Source organism: Microcoleus sp. Pol12B4 (assembly GCF_036701385.1).
Taxonomy (GTDB): domain Bacteria; phylum Cyanobacteriota; class Cyanobacteriia; order Cyanobacteriales; family Microcoleaceae; genus Microcoleus.
On the sequence record NZ_JAUBQR010000033.1, the window covers coordinates 23,610 to 37,852 of the forward strand.

Annotated in this window: 13 protein-coding genes; 8 read left to right on the forward strand and 5 right to left on the reverse strand. The window is 45.9% G+C overall.

The features are described from left to right. Positions 1–358 precede the first annotated feature (358 nt). The gene (gene dndB / locus QUA38_RS07145; RefSeq protein WP_333160415.1) at positions 359–1,495 is read left to right on the forward strand and encodes a DNA sulfur modification protein DndB; all 1,137 of its coding nucleotides are present in this window, start codon (positions 359–361) and stop codon (positions 1,493–1,495) included. Positions 1,496–1,526: 31 nt separating this feature from the next. On the opposite strand, the gene QUA38_RS07150 is transcribed toward dndB, so the two are convergent. Further along, on the reverse strand, positions 1,527–2,141 hold the full coding sequence (locus QUA38_RS07150) for a hypothetical protein (RefSeq protein ID WP_333160417.1): 615 nt from the start codon (positions 2,139–2,141) through the stop codon (positions 1,527–1,529). Positions 2,142–2,363: 222 nt separating this feature from the next. Here QUA38_RS07150 and QUA38_RS07155 point away from each other — a divergent pair, with 222 nt between their 5' ends. The 3 genes from QUA38_RS07155 to QUA38_RS07165 all read left to right on the forward strand — a co-directional run bounded on the left by QUA38_RS07155 (position 2,364) and on the right by QUA38_RS07165 (position 5,767). Beyond that, positions 2,364–3,332 (forward strand): HNH endonuclease, encoded by a 969-nt coding sequence (locus QUA38_RS07155; protein ID WP_333160419.1) that lies wholly within the window; start codon positions 2,364–2,366, stop codon positions 3,330–3,332. Between the two features lie 22 nt (positions 3,333–3,354). Then, positions 3,355–5,073 (forward strand): DNA phosphorothioation system sulfurtransferase DndC, encoded by a 1,719-nt coding sequence (dndC, locus tag QUA38_RS07160; RefSeq protein ID WP_333160420.1) that lies wholly within the window; start codon positions 3,355–3,357, stop codon positions 5,071–5,073. 130 nt (positions 5,074–5,203) lie between these two features. Continuing rightward, a complete protein-coding gene (locus tag QUA38_RS07165) occupies positions 5,204–5,767 on the forward strand; it encodes a GxxExxY protein (RefSeq protein ID WP_333160422.1) in 564 nt (187 codons plus the stop codon). Positions 5,768–5,817: 50 nt separating this feature from the next. On the opposite strand, the gene QUA38_RS07170 is transcribed toward QUA38_RS07165, so the two are convergent. Beyond that, the gene (locus QUA38_RS07170) at positions 5,818–5,952 is read right to left on the reverse strand and encodes a hypothetical protein (RefSeq protein ID WP_333160424.1); all 135 of its coding nucleotides are present in this window, start codon (positions 5,950–5,952) and stop codon (positions 5,818–5,820) included. 108 nt (positions 5,953–6,060) lie between these two features. On the opposite strand from QUA38_RS07170, the gene dndD reads away from it, so the two are divergent. Both dndD and dndE read left to right on the forward strand, forming a co-directional pair. Continuing rightward, positions 6,061–8,058, forward strand: coding sequence for a DNA sulfur modification protein DndD (dndD, locus tag QUA38_RS07175; protein WP_333160426.1), 1,998 nt, complete (start codon positions 6,061–6,063; stop codon positions 8,056–8,058). 266 nt (positions 8,059–8,324) lie between these two features. Further along, entirely contained in the window at positions 8,325–8,726 is a 402-nt protein-coding gene (gene dndE, locus QUA38_RS07180; RefSeq protein ID WP_172191399.1) for a DNA sulfur modification protein DndE, read from the forward strand. A gap of 64 nt (positions 8,727–8,790) precedes the next feature. On the opposite strand, the gene thiD is transcribed toward dndE, so the two are convergent. After that, positions 8,791–9,600, reverse strand: a complete 810-nt coding sequence (gene thiD / locus QUA38_RS07185) for a bifunctional hydroxymethylpyrimidine kinase/phosphomethylpyrimidine kinase (RefSeq protein WP_333160428.1) — start codon at positions 9,598–9,600, stop codon at positions 8,791–8,793. A gap of 152 nt (positions 9,601–9,752) precedes the next feature. On the opposite strand from thiD, the gene QUA38_RS07190 reads away from it, so the two are divergent. Next, positions 9,753–10,517, forward strand: coding sequence for an MBL fold metallo-hydrolase (locus tag QUA38_RS07190; protein WP_333160430.1), 765 nt, complete (start codon positions 9,753–9,755; stop codon positions 10,515–10,517). A 56-nt stretch (positions 10,518–10,573) separates the two neighbouring features. Here the strand turns inward: QUA38_RS07190 and ftsZ are convergent, their stop codons facing one another. Together ftsZ and QUA38_RS07200 are read right to left on the reverse strand one after the other, a co-directional pair. Beyond that, on the reverse strand, positions 10,574–11,848 hold the full coding sequence (ftsZ, locus tag QUA38_RS07195) for a cell division protein FtsZ (RefSeq protein ID WP_190660599.1): 1,275 nt from the start codon (positions 11,846–11,848) through the stop codon (positions 10,574–10,576). Between the two features lie 376 nt (positions 11,849–12,224). After that, entirely contained in the window at positions 12,225–13,127 is a 903-nt protein-coding gene (locus QUA38_RS07200) for an FtsQ-type POTRA domain-containing protein (RefSeq protein WP_333160433.1), read from the reverse strand. 339 nt (positions 13,128–13,466) lie between these two features. On the opposite strand from QUA38_RS07200, the gene QUA38_RS07205 reads away from it, so the two are divergent. After that, positions 13,467–14,243, forward strand: a 777-nt coding sequence (locus QUA38_RS07205; RefSeq protein ID WP_445305032.1) for a P-loop NTPase fold protein, incomplete at its 3' end; no start/stop codon positions are given.

Consider the following 14,243-nt stretch of genomic DNA (forward strand, 5'->3'; position numbering starts at 1 on the left):
CGATCGTCCTTTCCTAAATAATTATCTAATAAAAGTGCGATTTCCTGTCTGTCGCTATTTTCTTTTTCTAAAATTTTGCTAGCGAGGTCATCCGCTGGGTTGGTGTTCATCGGCGGTTTTTATATAATAAGGCTATTTTTTCAAAAAATATCATATATTAAAGTTTATGTCAACACTTGTTTTTAAAAAAACCTTGTGAAATACTTAAGTTATGCCCTACTAGACCACCTGAATTTCATAAAACTTGCAAAAAGTCAATAGCTATTAATGCCTAATTTCTGTGCCATGCCCCATGCCCCATGCCCCATGCCCCATGCCCCATGCCCCATGCCCCATTCCCAATGCCCCATTCTCAAATATGTCTACTCCTTCCTTTGAATACATTTTGCCGGTGATCCGGGGAATTCAAGCGGGCCGCGAATATTACGTGTCGATGTGTCCGGTGCGTTTTTTACCGAAATTGTTTCCCTTTGAATCTGAAGATTTGCCGCCGTCTATGCGGGCGAAACGCGCGCTTAACAAAGCTAGGATTCCCGAAATTGCTGATTATTTTGTTAAGAATCCTACAAATTATACTTGCGGGGCAATTGCTGCTTCGATTGATGCGGATATTACTTTTGAAGCTGTGGGAAATGAGGCCGAAGAACGGAAAATTGGTCGCTTGCGAGTGCCGATGGATGCTAAGTTTACTATTAATGACGGACAGCATCGCCGGGCGGCTTTTGAGATGGCTTTGAGGGAAAATCCGCAGTTGGGCTATGAGACGGTGGCGCTGATTTTGTTTCTCGATATTGGGTTGGAAAAATCGCAGCAGATGTTTGCTGATTTGAACGGTTTTCAAGTTCCTTTGGAGGCGTCACTAAGTCTACTTTACAACCACCGGGACGATCGCGCTTTTGTGGTGAAGGCTGTTGTTAAGCAGGTTGAGGTTTTCCGGTGTTTGACTGAGATGGAGAGGGGGAGTCTGAACGGGCGATCGCACAAATTGTTTACGCTGAGTGCGATCGATCGTGCTATCATGACTTTGCTGTCTAATATTCACCGCAGCGAACAGGCAAAACCCTCTCGTTCTCGCAGCAAAAAAGAACAGAAAGAGGAAGAACTTGCTCAAAAAATACAACTGGCGGTTAGTTATTGGAATGGGGTTAGCAGTTTTATTCCAGATTGGCAATTAGTTCTGCACAAGCAAGTAGCGGCGGGGGAAATGCGCCGGGATTGCGTACACTGTCACAGTGTTGTGCTTGAGAGTTTGGGGGAAGTTGGGGCGGCTTTGCTGTCGGTTTTTCCTGAGAGTTGGGAGGAACGTTTGAGCCTTTTGCAGCAGGTTGATTGGTCGATTTCTAATCCTGATTGGGAGGGTGGGATTTTGTTGAAAGGCGGGATTTCTAAGTCGAGGGCGAGTGTTAGTTGGATGACTGATTATTTGAAAAAGCGGTTGGGTTTGGAAACCGCAGATGCAGCACAGGCGAGACGCCCGGCCCATCGGCGTTTGTAATGGCAGCGCCAAAATGCCACCAAAAACTAGGCTAATTAAAATAGCGTCTGAATGGTTCTGCAAGAATGCCCAAGATTTGGTCTAGCTGAGTAATAAAATATTCAGTCAAATCAATTTTTAACAACTGATTTTCTAGAATTAGGAATTTCCAGTTTGTACCAGTTGAAACTGATCCATATATTGCGAATTGTTCTTGCCCTTTGCGGGCATTAAATATTTGAGCTGCTGCCATCTGAGCCGCACACTGTCCCAAGCCTATTCTAATATCGTTGTCTTTTGCTTCTACCAATGTCAAGAAGACTGGGGCAGTTACCAATGATTGATTGCTCGATGCGCTGAGGAGAAAGTCACAAGCCCCGGTTAACCCTTTGCTCTCTTCTACGTTAAATGTGTTGCCAGAAAAGTAGCCAATTTTGTTATTAAAAGTGCGCCGTATTTCGAGTAGAATGGGAGTGAGGATTAATTCCGAGCGCGCTTTTTCGGTGCTGATACTTGAGGCTAAGTCTAAAGCTTCGTCTAGAGTTTGTGTGAGGCGTTCTGAAGGTGCGAGGGGGGTAATTTGGCTGAATAAGTGGGGAATATCTTCAACGGTTAGATCCAGGGTTGAGACGGCTTGGTCGATGGTTTTGAAGTCGCTGTAGGACATATTTGATTTTGGGTGGGAGATATGATTTTTTGAACCGCAGATGCACGCGGACAGTGATATAATTATCACCAGTTTAGGCTATAAAATAAATTTTTAGTCTGATGACACTGCTTAAATTGTGTAGTTTCTGCGTTATGGTTGTGCCTTGTGGCGCTTAACTCTCTGTTGACAATAGTGTAAAATTTTAGGTCTGATTGTATTTAATCATAGCGGGAGGAGGAAATGGCTACAGGAGAAGAGTCCCAAAATAAGAATTTAGCATACTATCGACAACGTTTTGCCGCTCTTAATGTAAGTAATACACGCCAACGTGGTAAAGCTAATCATAAACCAATATTACTATTATCAATCATCGATCTAATTGCTCAAGGAATAATTAGAGATAATCAAGTTTATGTTTCCGACGACTTGATTAAAACATTTAACAAATATTGGGATATCTTAGGTTCTGAATCTCACAACCGTGGTTTGTACTATCCATTTTGGCATTTGGAAGGCGATGGTTTCTGGCATAAAAAATTAAAGTCTGGATTTAATGGTTCAAAGCCTAAAACAACTAACAAGCTAAGAGAAGCTGTAGAATACGCTAGTTGGGATAATGAATTATTCGATTTACTTCAAGACCAAAATTCTAGATCGGAATTAATAGATACACTGATTGCGACATGGTTTTCATTAAATAGGGACGATCTTGGAGATATTTTGCAAGTTAATCAAGACTTTGAAAAAGTTACTGAGACAGAAAGAGAACTGTCAGACTCAGCAGGAAGTTTGGACGGAAAACCGAGATTTTATTTAACCAAATCTGCTGTTAGGAATGCTTTTTTTAGGAAAGCAGTAGTACATACCTATGATTACAAGTGTGCATTTTGTCGATTGAAAGTCATGAGGAATATAACTCAAAATATTGTAGATGGCTCACATATTAAGCCGTTTTCAAAATTTTATGATAATCAAATTAATAATGGGATATCATTGTGTAAAAATCATCATTGGGCTTTTGACCAGGGTTGGTTTGCTATAGATGATAATTACAGAATTATCGTTGCTAATGACTTAGAAGAGGAATCTCCCAATGCCAAGCCAATGAAAGATTTTCATAGTCAAACTATTCTATTGCCAACTGCTGAACAATATCTACCAAGACTTGAATCGCTACAGTGGCATCGGCTGAATGTATTTAGAGCTTAATTAACTAACTGAGGTTGAAGACATGACAGAAACAATGAAAATACCACTCTTTCCACCCCGTAGTGTTAGTGAGTTAGTGGCAGAAATCGAAAAATTAAGTAAAGAAATTAAAGAGTTATATTGTTTAGATGATATACCTTGGGTTTTAGGATATTCCGGCGGAAAAGACAGCACTAGCGTAGTGCAGCTTATCTGGTATGCGATAGCAGAATTGCCACCTGAAAAAAGAACGAAAAAAATCTATGTAATCACAACAGATACACTTGTAGAAAATCCGATAGTTTCTACTTGGGTACGTCAGTCATTAAAACGGATGAAGTTTGCTGCTATAGAGCACAAGTTACCAATAGAACCTTATATGCTTTATCCAGAGGTCAAAGATACTTTCTGGGTAAACTTGATCGGAAAAGGCTACCCAGCACCGAGACATGGATTTCGCTGGTGTACTGAACGCCTGAAAATCCTTCCTTCTAATCGGTTTGTTCGTGATATGGTTAGAATCAATGGAGAAGTAATTCTTATATTGGGTACTCGCAAAGCTGAAAGCATTAAACGCGCGGTTTCAATGGAGAAACATGAAATAGGTCGCATGAGTGACCGTCTAAATAATAATTCTAGTTCCATTAAATCTCTGCTTTATCAGAATCCTAGTCTGCCTAATTCCCTAATTTATAGTCCCATAGAAGATTGGCGAACTGATGAAGTCTGGATTTATCTAAATCAGTGGGCTAATCCTTGGGAAAATAGCAACAAAGATTTATTTACCATGTATCGAGGTGCAACAGCCGACAATGAATGTCCTTTAGTTGTCGATACTTCTACCCCTAGCTGCGGCAGTTCTCGCTTTGGCTGCTGGGTTTGCACAATGGTAAGCCAAGATAAATCTATGGAGGCAATGATTCAAAACGATGAAGAAAAAGAATGGATGCAGCCTCTTCTCGATATTCGCAACGAATTAGACATTAAAAACGATCGCGATAAAAGAGACTTCCGTCGCATCTACGGTAGAGTAGAACTGTTTGAACGCAACATGGGCGACGACACAACCTCCGTCGAACCCATCCCAGGGCCGTACACCAAATTCTGGCGAGAACACTGGCTGAGACGAGTCTTGGAAGCACAAACCCACATCCGCAAAACCGCACCCCTAGAAATGCGCGATATCACCTTAATTACCCCAGAAGAACTTAGCGAAATCCGCCGCATTTGGCTGGAAGAAAAGCATGAATTTGACGACTCTTTGCCCCGGATTTACGAAGAAGTCACGGGCGAACCTTTTGAAGATTCCCGTCCCGCTGCTGAAAGAAAACTCCTAGGTAGCGATGAATGGACTGCGATCGAAGAGATTTGCAGCGAGGACAAAATGCACCTCGAATTGATGGCAAAACTCCTGGATACAGAACGCCAATACTACACGAAGCCCCGCCGTACAGGCATTTACGCCGATTTGGACAAATGCTTTGAAACCAGTTCGCGATCGAAGGAAGAAGCAATTGGCAACGCCCACTATCAACGCAATTTAAAAAAAGCGGTGGAAGATATCAAAGCAAATCCGACCGAAAACATTCAGCAATTCAAAGATGCGATCGCCCAAACTAACAGTTCCGCCAAAAACGATACCGTTGATATTGCCAAACTTAAAGAAGAACTCGAAAGCAATAGCAATCAAAGCAGACAGCTATCTTGGGCGGATATTAAATTTTCACCGCCAAATTCAGGAGAGGAAAAACCTAGCGATTAGCACGCGCTAGCCTGCGGTTAAACCCAAACTTGTTGACAGCCACCCCGCCGAGCGATCGGATACAATAGGCTGTCAATTAACCTCATTATTACCCAACCCTCATCGTTGAAATTACAAAATTTTTACGACCATGATTAATCCTAATATTCCCCATCAGAATCTTACATACAGCATCATCGGCTGTGCAATGAGAGTACACCGGAGGACGCAAAAAGGTTTAAGAGAGAAACATTACCAAAGAGCCTTTGATGCAGAAATGATAGAATCCGGTTTAACAACAGAAATGGAGTATCCCAGACAAATTTACGACGGTGAAGTTTGGATGGGAATCCTGTATCTAGACCATTGGGTGAATGAAGGTATTGTAGTAGAGGATAAAGCCGTAAATTATCCAATGACCGATAAAGATAAAGCTCAAATAATAGCTTACGTAGCAGCTACAGAAGCGGAAGTAGGTTTATTTATAAACTTTGGACGCAGCAAATTAGAATATCACTGCATCCTCCCACCAAAATCTGTACAAGGTTGGCAGAAACACATTCAACCATACTTGTGGACGCCGAAAACAAGTGGCATGGGTTGGACAAGAGGAAGTTCAGGAACCTATGAAGAAACAGATGCGGAACTCCCCTTACCTTCCAGCATTCAGCCCGAAAACCAACAGGAAGATTCAACAGATGTCATCGATTGGTAGCAAAGGGGGGGACGGTTAGCAACGGATTTTGTAACGGATGTAACGGATGATTAGTGGCTGATTACCAAATCCGCTGCTAACCACCACCCCACCAACCACCCATCCGTTAAATCCGCTGCTAACCGCCATCCACCAACAACCCATCCGTTAAATCCGCTGCTAACCGCCCCCCACCAACAACCCATCCGTTAAATCCGCTGCTAACCGCCCCCCACCAACAACCCATCCGTTAAATCCGCTACAAAATCCGTTGCTAACCGCCCCCCCACCAACCAACAACATATACATCTACAATGCAATTCCTCGAACTCGTCCTCCAAAACTTCGGCCCCTATGCAGGCACCCAAACCATCAATCTCCGCCCCGAAAAAGACAGAAATCCCTGCCCAGTCATTTTATTTGGCGGCATGAATGGCGGCGGCAAAACCACCCTCATGGACGCCATTCGCCTCGCCCTCTACGGCGGCCGAGCCCAATGTTCCACCAGAGGCAATTTAAGCTACAGCGACTTTCTCAATCAATGCGTCAACCGCCACACTCCCCCATTAGAAGATACCCGCGTCGAACTAACATTTGAACAAGTCCAAGACGACAAATTAGCTCAATTTAAAATAGTTAGATACTGGAAAAAATTAGATATCAAAGACAACTTAAGCATTCTCATCTACAGCGAGATTGTCAGCGATTGGTGGTCGGACAAAGCAATTACTAACACCTGGGACGAATACATCGAAACCCTTTTGCCCGTCGGAATATCCAACCTATTTCTGTTTGACGGCGAACAAGTGAAAGAACTCGCCGAACTCGAAACACCGCCGGAGTTTGTGGTCGGGGCGATTAAATCTCTTTTAGGTTTAGAATTAGCAGAACGCCTCGCCGTCGATTTAGAAATTTTAGCCGGCCGCAAGCGGAAAGAAATTGCTGGCAAAAAAGACTTGGCTGCTTTAGAAAAAATCGAACAAACTTTTCAGAAAATTTCTGATGAAATAGAGTTAGCTAAGCAAGAACAAGCCAGCTTTAAAAACGAATTAGATAAATCTCAAAAAAATCAGCAACAAGCATCAGAAAAGTTTATTTATGAAGGCGGGAAAATTGCCGCCGATCGCAGTCAACTAGACAGACAGCTAAACGACTACAGAAATCAGGCAGAAAAAAGCCGTCAAGCCATGATGGAATTGGCGTCAAATACGCTACCACTCGCCTTAATTTCGCCCTTGCTAACCGAAGCCAAAATTCAAGCAGAAACAGAAGCCAGCCAGCAGCAAGCAAAGATTGCCCAAAATGTTATCAAACAAAGAAGCGATCGCCTCCTCAACTACATCGCAGAAATCTCGTTAAACCCCCAACAGCTAGATAAAATTCAAGACTTCATCCGCCAAGAAAACCAAGAACTAGAACAGCAAGCCGGAACAGACGCCCCGCCCTGGATGAACGCCGACAAAAACAGCATCCAGCAACTAGAAAACCTCCTTAGCTACCAAATCAAAGCCCAGCAAATTCTAGCCCGCGACCAAATAGAAGAAATCAAAAGCATCGAAGCAGAAATCGACTTTACAGACAGACAACTCGCAGCCGCAGCTTCCCCGGAAGCCTACGAAAAACTAGAAGAAGAAGTCAGGAAAGCCCAAAAAGCAGTCGCTATCGCAGCCGCCGCCTTGGAATCAGCCAACCGCCGCGTCGATGAATTAGAGAGAGAATTAGCCAAAAACCAAAAAGAACTAGAAAACTACAGCAGCGAATACATCACCATCAGAAACAGCCAACACGTCATCGCTTCGATCGCCAAAGCCCAAGCCACCCTGAAACTCTTTAAAGAAAAACTAACCCTCAAAAAACTCAACAAACTCGAAATAGAAATTACCGACTGTTTCCGCTACCTGTTGCACAAAACCGACCTCGTGCACAGAGTTGCGATCGACACTCAAACATTTAGCCTCTCCATTTACGATCCAGAAGGCAAACCGGTACCCAAACACCGACTTTCAGCCGGGGAAAAACAATTGCTGGCGATCGCCTTTTTGTGGGGATTGGCTAGAGTATCCGGGAGACAATTGCCAGTGGCGATCGACACTCCCTTGGGCCGCCTCGACTCCTCCCACAGAAACAACCTAGTCGAACGCTATTTCCCCTCGGCCAGCCACCAAGTCATCCTGCTTTCTACCGACACGGAAATTAGAAAAATAGAATACGAAAAACTCCAAGAATTAGAGGCGATCGCCCACAGCTACCTCCTCAAATACGACTCCGCCAAACACCAAACCACCGTCGAAAAAGGTTACTTCTGGGAATAAAAATTCGCCCTAAAAAATAGCCGCAACCCCTTGACTTTGGCCTGGTGTTGCGGTAGTATATATAGCATAATGGGATGGTTGCGAAAATTTTATTTTAGCCAGTATCCGATTATTAAGTATAAATCCTACTACAATCAAAATACCAAAAAAAAACAATTTAATCAAGTCGCGCCGTGTAAAAAAAATGTTAATTATTTCCAGTTATCTAGAGGGTTTGCTTCCCCAATATTAACACTTTTTACAATATACCAAACACTCTCAAACTCATGGAACCACCACTCGATCGCATCCGCCTCTCCCAAACAGGCAAAGACCAACTATCAAAACTGAAACGATCGACAAAAATCGATCAGTGGAACATCCTCTGCCGCTGGGGTTTTTGCCGATCGCTCGCCGAACCCAGCATCCCATCGCCAGTACCAATTCCCAGCGACAGCAACGTCGAATTAAGCTGGGATGTTTTCGGCGGTGACATGGCCGATATCTTGATAATTGCCCTCAAGCAGCGCTGTCACCAAGATAATTTAGGCACAGAAAAAGAAACTCTAGCCAAACAGTTTCGCCTGCACTTGCACCGAGGGATTGGTTATTTGGCCGGCGATCCGAATATTAAGAAAATCGAAGACTTGGTGGCGATCGCTTTATCGCCTGAAAAATTAAGAAATTAAACGAACCGCGAAGACGCAAAGGGCGCGAAGGAAGAAGGGAAAAGAAGGGAGGAGTTTTCACAATTTACTTCAGTAAAAGCGGGAAAAAATGACCTACTGGCCCTTGGCCTTCCCCAATATCCAAAGCATATTTGAGAGCAGTAGTAACATAATTCTTAGCTAATGTCACCGCTGTAAACAAATCTTTCCCCAAAGCCAAATTAGCGGCGATCGCAGCACTCAAAGTACAACCAGTCCCGTGAGTATTCCCAGTATCAACAGTCTCAGTCTTCAACACATCCAACCGCGTACCGTCAAACCAAACATCAATTCCCCGCAAATCTCCCGCCATCCCGCCGCCCTTCACCAAAACAGCTTTCGCACCCAAACGGTAAATCTGCTGCGCCGCCGCCCGCATATCGTCTAGAGAAACAATCTCCAAACCGCTCAAAATCTGAGCCTCAAACCGATTCGGAGTCACGACAGCAGCCATTGGAATCAAAACATCCCGCAAAAATGCGATCGCCCCGTCATCAATCAATCGATCGCCCGATCGTGAAACCATCACCGGATCGACAACCAAATTCCCTATTCCCAAAGCTTCCACCTGTAAAGCCACCGCCGCCATAATTTCCCGATTCAGCAGCATCCCAGTTTTCACAGCGTGCACCCCAATATCCCCAACCACCGCCTCAATTTGAGCTGCCACAGCCTCCGCAGACAAAGCATCAACTCGCATCACCCCCAAAGTATTTTGAGCCGTCACGCAAGTCAAAGCACTCGTACCGTGCACACAGTGAAACGCAAAAGTCCGCAAATCCGCCTGAATTCCGGCCCCGCCACCGCTATCAGAACCAGCCACAGTCAAAGCCACAGGAATCTTCGATTTAATCATCTTTTTTCAACCGCAGATAAACACAGACACATCCCAATAATATCTGGGTTCATCGTGGCACGGGCGTCCCGCCTGTGCTTCCGAAGGAGTTAAAATTCCCAAACAAAATTAGCTATGATTAAACCAAATGTAAAGAATTATTGCAAACAACTGTGAAAGTCACCCGAATCGACCTCAACTCTTGGATCTTCCACATCGCAGGCCAAACCATCCTCGTCGATCCCTGGCTGGTCGATCCGCTCGTATTTTACGGTCAACCCTGGCTGTTCACCGCCTACCACAACACCCCCGTCGCCTTCACTCCCAGCACCTTACCGCCGATCGACCTCATCCTGATTTCCCAAGGATTAGACGACCACTGTCACAGACCAACACTCGAACAGCTCGATCGCACAATTCCCGCGATCGCCTCACCCACCGCCGCCAAAGTCCTCAGCAGTTTAGGCTACACCACTATCACATCTTTAGCAAATTGGCAAGAGTTAAATTTTAAAGAAAAGTTACAAATTACTGCCGTACCCGGAGCCGAAATCGGGCCCGGACAAGAAGAAAACGGCTATTTGCTCAAAGATTTAAGCAGTGGCGAGACACTTTATTACGAACCGCACCTGCCACCCTTAGAAAAAGTCAAACAGAAAATAGACACAGTAGACGTAGCTATCGCCCCAGTCATCGGTCAAATCTTCCCATTCCTCGGCCAAGTCATCATCGGCCCTTCTGAAGCCCTCGGCCTCGCCCAAACTCTCAAACCTCGGTTTTTTCTGCCTACAGCGGCGGGAGACATCCGAGCCACAGGCATTTTACCAATGTTAGTGCGATCGGTCGGCAGCATTCCCGAATTTCGCGATTTACTAGCAAAATCGGGACTATCCACCCAACTCCTCGAACCTGAACCAGGCCAAACCCTAGAAATTTGAGATTTGAGATTTGAGATTTGAGATTTGATCCGCCATCCAAAATCCCAAATCCACATTTATCTTGGCGGGCGACGGTTACGCAAAAACTCAGGAATATCCAATCCCAAATCCTGCGGCGGTTTCGCTTTCGGATCAGGCGTCTGTTGAGCAGGAGTCGTCGGCACAGTTGCAGCCCGCCAAGGAGCATTAACATTTTGCGTCCGCCCCGGAGTCGGAGGCGAAGGAACTTCCCCCGAAAAACCAGTAGCGATCACAGTAATCTTAATTTCGCCCTGAAGCCGCTCGTCAATCACCGCTCCAAAAATAATATTGGCATTCGGATCGACAACCTCGTAAATCGTCTCAGCAGCCGCATTCACCTCGTGCAGCGTCATGTCAGTACCGCCAGTGATGTTAAACACCACACCTCTAGCGCCCTCAATAGACGAAGCTTCCAGCAGAGGCGAAGAAATAGCCTGCATCGCCGCCTCCCTAGCCCGCGACTTGCCAGAACCCACGCCGATGCCCATCAAAGCCGAACCCGCATCCGCCATTACTGCCCGCACGTCAGCAAAGTCAACATTCACCAAACCGGGAATAGTAATAATGTCAGAAATACCCTGAACCCCTTGGCGCAGGATATCGTCAGCAACTCGAAAAGCCTCTTGTACAGGCATTTGTTCGGAAATCACAGACAGCAGCTTGTCGTTAGGAATTACGATCAGCGTATCCACCCGAGTTTGCAAAGCCGCAATCCCTTCCTCAGCTTGGCTGGTGCGCCGCCGTCCCTCAAACGTAAAAGGCCGCGTCACTATGCCCACAGTCAAGGCGCCCATTTCCTTAGCGACCTCAGCCACGATAGGAGCCGCGCCCGTGCCCGTACCGCCGCCCATGCCGGCTGTGATAAACACCAAATCCGCATGATTCAGAGCATTAGCAACCTCGTCACGAGATTCCTCCGCAGCCTTTTGACCGATTGCCGGATTGCCCCCCGCGCCCAAACCGCGCGTCAACTTCTGTCCTACTTGCAAGCGTTTCGGAGCATTTGAGAGAACCAGAGCTTGGGAATCTGTATTCACGCACCAAAACTCGACACCAGAAACCTCGCTAGCAATCATCCGGTTAACGGCGTTGCCCCCACCACCGCCGACGCCAATTACTTTGATTTTGGCGGCACTGCTGGGCATTATGTCTTTGGGATTGACCATAGGATCGATATCAATACTATCTACATTTACATAACCAGACTTGCGTCTAAACGGATTGGCGGAATCTGCAGCCACCGGAAAATTTTTTACTTCTTCCGAAGGGGGACTGTCTTGGTCAGACCCCTGTCTATTATTAAGCTTCATTAGAGTCGGGGATAGTAGATTACAGCTTGTTAACTAAACGCCAATTCACAATCAACTATAGGCTAAGTTGCGCGAAAAACTAACACTGGTCGATGCTTAATGTTAGCAATCTCGGATTTGGCCGGTCTCGCTAGCCCAGACCTCGCTTGACGCCATCAAGGTGCTTGAGCCCATCAAGGCACTTGTACGCAAGGCAGAAGGAAAAAAAAGGGATACTAGCCGTTCCCGCATGGGTATGGAAAGAACAATCTGATTGTTTTTTCCATACGTGGAGGGATATCAAAAAACTCTCCTTATTTCAAGCCCTGCGTATTGCTCAGGAGGGGTAAAAATTCTGCGGGCCGATCGATACCTTCTACCTTCTGTGGACAGACAATCAATTCTGGGCGCGAGTGGGTGCGGGAGTGGAACTCTCCAAACTGGGGGGGAGTCCTGGCAAATGGACGATCGGCGAAGCAGGATTTTTCAAGTCAATGTAGGCTATTTTGCTTGAATCTAGCTGTTTTGGCAATTGTCGCATTCGGTCTAAAACCTTAAGTTGCTCCGCAGTCCTGGAACTGTAGGGCCCTAAGTGTACGGTACCGATCTCTGTTTTCAAGATCAAGTTGTTCGGGTTTTGCCAATTAATCTCAAACACTTTCACCGTCAAGCCGCTGAGTCCTTGGTAAAACTTCGGCCAATAGGCGCGATACTGTTCCAAAGGCCCGATGACTTTTAAAGTTGGCAAAGAACGCTGAGGCTGCGTTCCCGGAATGCTGCCGGGTCCGATCGAACTATTCTGCGATCGTACAGCAGTATAACTATCCGACGGCATCCAACCTCCGCGAGCGTCCAGCCACCCCACTTTTTCCTTGTCACTGTTCGATCTCAACGCCGCAGTCGGCTGGGCCACCGCCACCGGCAGGCGTTCTGCCACTTCTATCGTCAAACTCGGCGGAAACAAGTTACGAGTCACCTTCGCTTGGGCGATGGGCCCCGTTGACTCCAGCTTTTGGGCTAGCGCCTGTGGTTGAATCCCCCACAGCGACTGCGGGTAAGACAGCGGCACCAAAGACCGCACCGCCTTATCCGACAGCCACTGATTGCCCTCCACCTTCACTTGTTCCGATCGGGCAATTAACCAAGCAGGCTGAGCAATCCACCACAGCAAACCCCCAGCCATTGCGCTTGCTGCCAGCATTTGCCACACAACAGCCGCCAATCGAGCGCGCCTCTGCTGCCGCAACTTTTGGCGCCTGCGCCCTAACTCTGTTTGAGAAACCGCTCCAAAACTAGCCATCTACGTCTTGACAATATAGTAATTAAGGATTAGCACAAATTCAAAACTGTTTAATCTCTCTCTTGAACCCTGTTTTCCCCTACCATTTAACCAGATCCCCACAAATTTACCCTGACTCCTGCCAAGATCAGTAATATCACTGAGCCCGCTAGGTAATTCAAAAGTTTTAATTAAGAATTTCCAATTCCAGCGCCGGGAAAACCCCTTACCAGCTCCAGGTTCTTTGGGTATTTAGGGCATTACCCCACAGTGCAAAAGGTTACAAATCAAACTAAACTCAGGCAAAGAAAGTTTAGACTTTCGATTAACTTTTTTAACTTTTAGTCGGCTTCTATTGTGATCGCACTCGAATTAGACAGATTCTATAAAGCCTGCAACCCGAGCAAGACCCTTGTTGCTGGAGACCCAGGGGATTATCAATACTACATTGATTTTGGTTCCGTGCGTGGCGGCAAAATCATTGAATCTTTACAGCGAACCATTACTCGGATCTCCCCCAACGAGCCAACCTGTCAGCTATTTACAGGACATATCGGCTGTGGCAAATCTACGGAATTGTTTCGGCTGAAAGCTGAGTTAGAGCAAGAGGGTTTTTGCGTCGTCTACTTCGAGTCTTCCCAAGACTTAGACATGGGTGATGTAGACATCAGCGATATTTTGCTGAGCATTGCGCGCCAAGTCAGCGAAACTATGGAATCGGCTAAAATCAAACTCAGACCGAGCTATTTTACAAATCTGTTTGCAGAAGTAGCAGAATTTTTGCAGACTCCCATAGATTTGTCAGCGGAAGCCGAGTTATCTGTAGGCATTGCTAGAGTTACCGCTAAAACTAAAGACTCTCCCAAACTGCGATCGCAACTCAGGCAATATCTCGAACCCCGCACCAACAGCATTTTGCAGTCGATCAACGAAGAACTTCTCAACAAAGCTAACGCCGAACTTAAGCAGCAAGGGAAAAAAGGGCTCGCAGTCATTGTTGACAACCTCGATCGCCTCGATGCCTCCCTCAAACCCAGCGGACGCACCCAGCCAGAATATCTGTTTTTAGACCGCGGCGAACAGTTGAAAAAACTTAATTGCCATGTCGTCTACACGATTCCCCTGACTTTGATTTTT

What these genes read in the sequence shown, in the direction of transcription:
- dndB (WP_333160415.1), top strand. Translation starts at nt 359, where the DNA reads ATGTCTACTCCTTCCTTTGAATACATTTTGCCGGTGATCCGGGGAATT.
- QUA38_RS07150 (WP_333160417.1), bottom strand. Translation starts at nt 2,141, where the DNA reads ATGTCCTACAGCGACTTCAAAACCATCGACCAAGCCGTCTCAACCCTG.
- QUA38_RS07155 (WP_333160419.1), top strand. Translation starts at nt 2,364, where the DNA reads ATGGCTACAGGAGAAGAGTCCCAAAATAAGAATTTAGCATACTATCGA.
- dndC (WP_333160420.1), top strand. Translation starts at nt 3,355, where the DNA reads ATGACAGAAACAATGAAAATACCACTCTTTCCACCCCGTAGTGTTAGT.
- QUA38_RS07165 (WP_333160422.1), top strand. Translation starts at nt 5,204, where the DNA reads ATGATTAATCCTAATATTCCCCATCAGAATCTTACATACAGCATCATC.
- QUA38_RS07170 (WP_333160424.1), bottom strand. Translation starts at nt 5,952, where the DNA reads ATGGGTTGTTGGTGGGGGGCGGTTAGCAGCGGATTTAACGGATGGGTT.
- dndD (WP_333160426.1), top strand. Translation starts at nt 6,061, where the DNA reads ATGCAATTCCTCGAACTCGTCCTCCAAAACTTCGGCCCCTATGCAGGC.
- dndE (WP_172191399.1), top strand. Translation starts at nt 8,325, where the DNA reads ATGGAACCACCACTCGATCGCATCCGCCTCTCCCAAACAGGCAAAGAC.
- thiD (WP_333160428.1), bottom strand. Translation starts at nt 9,600, where the DNA reads ATGATTAAATCGAAGATTCCTGTGGCTTTGACTGTGGCTGGTTCTGAT.
- ftsZ (WP_190660599.1), bottom strand. Translation starts at nt 11,848, where the DNA reads ATGAAGCTTAATAATAGACAGGGGTCTGACCAAGACAGTCCCCCTTCG.
- QUA38_RS07200 (WP_333160433.1), bottom strand. Translation starts at nt 13,127, where the DNA reads ATGGCTAGTTTTGGAGCGGTTTCTCAAACAGAGTTAGGGCGCAGGCGC.